We start from the raw sequence: 1,135 nt of genomic DNA, 5'->3' as shown, positions 1-1,135 counted from the left end.
AACACTAAAAAGATTTGCCGGGATAATTTGGAACCACGAAATAAGCGTTGAAAAGCATTTCGCAATAAGCGGCAAAACGTTCTTAAATTTTCGTGGATGAATAAACTGAAATGGAAAAATAAGCGTTGAATGCTTAAATTAAATGAATTTAAATGATAAATTGGCCTGTTTTGTCCATGTTTGAAATTATAATGCATAGTTGGCATCCTTGCTGATTAATATTCTAATTTATATATTTTTCTATGCTTACTCATTAACGTAACTAAGGTGACACACAAATACCTGTGCCTCCAGCATTCGAATTAACAACCATGCCATCGACAGCGCTCACGACAAAAAATACAGATTGTTTACTACTATCATAGAGGTCACTAGTCCCGTACCAATGATTGATGAAATTAGCGCTGGCGTAAGTGGTCGTATCGCCCCATTCCGTAAACAGCCCGGCACCAATTCGACGCTGATAATGATTATTCAGTGACGGAGGTGTCGCACCAACTACCCCTTGACACAAATTGGGAGAAGAATCCGCACCCTGACAAGATGCATTAGTTAAATCTTTAACCTTAGGCATCCGATAACCAAGGCTATTACACCAAGATAATGTATTTGAATAATCGTAATAGCTGGTACCTCGATTGACGAACCACTGTTTTAACTCAAATCCATACTTAACGACTTCATTACCTTGACTGTCTCGTCCAATTAACTCGAAAATCTGAGGTAAAGTAGGTATAGCAATACTACCAGGGGAATTAGATGCCCATTGGGATGAACTGGCAACAGGACCGGTTAAGGTAACGCGCACGCTTGTACGTTTGGAATTGGTCATCGTCGCGGTAATACCACCATGCGAAACCGGTGCCCAGGACAATGCCTCATTAATACCACGAATATTTAAATCAAAGTACAGATTATTAGCACCGGTTGTAGGGAAATTTAAACCATAAGATGACGACTCAAAAGACTGAGGGAGGAAACCTTTATTAGGGTTCCATATCGAAGCTGGGCCGGCATATTCATCAAAACCATCATCCAATTCAGGTTTTGCAAAGCAGACCACCGGTACCGCCTTAGGGCTTACATAATAAGTGACTTTACTTTCACTAAAAGTACGACTTTGAGGAACGCCATA

At 40.3% G+C, this 1,135-nt stretch carries 2 protein-coding genes; both read right to left on the bottom strand.

Translation table 11 applies throughout. The annotated features are described in order from the left end of the window. A partial coding sequence (locus J3U09_RS10915; RefSeq protein WP_267358206.1) for a hypothetical protein occupies positions 1 to 197 on the bottom strand: 197 nt, incomplete at its 3' end. A gap of 65 nt (positions 198 to 262) precedes the next feature. Continuing rightward, on the bottom strand, positions 263 to 1,135 hold an 873-nt coding region (locus J3U09_RS10910), incomplete at its 5' end, for a hypothetical protein (RefSeq protein ID WP_267358205.1).

This window comes from Gilliamella sp. B2889, from assembly GCF_026536885.1.
GTDB classification, from domain to species: domain Bacteria; phylum Pseudomonadota; class Gammaproteobacteria; order Enterobacterales; family Orbaceae; genus Gilliamella; species Gilliamella apicola_E.
The sequence above is the reverse complement of the archived record's forward strand: the minus strand, read 5'-3'. Positions and strand labels throughout refer to the sequence as shown.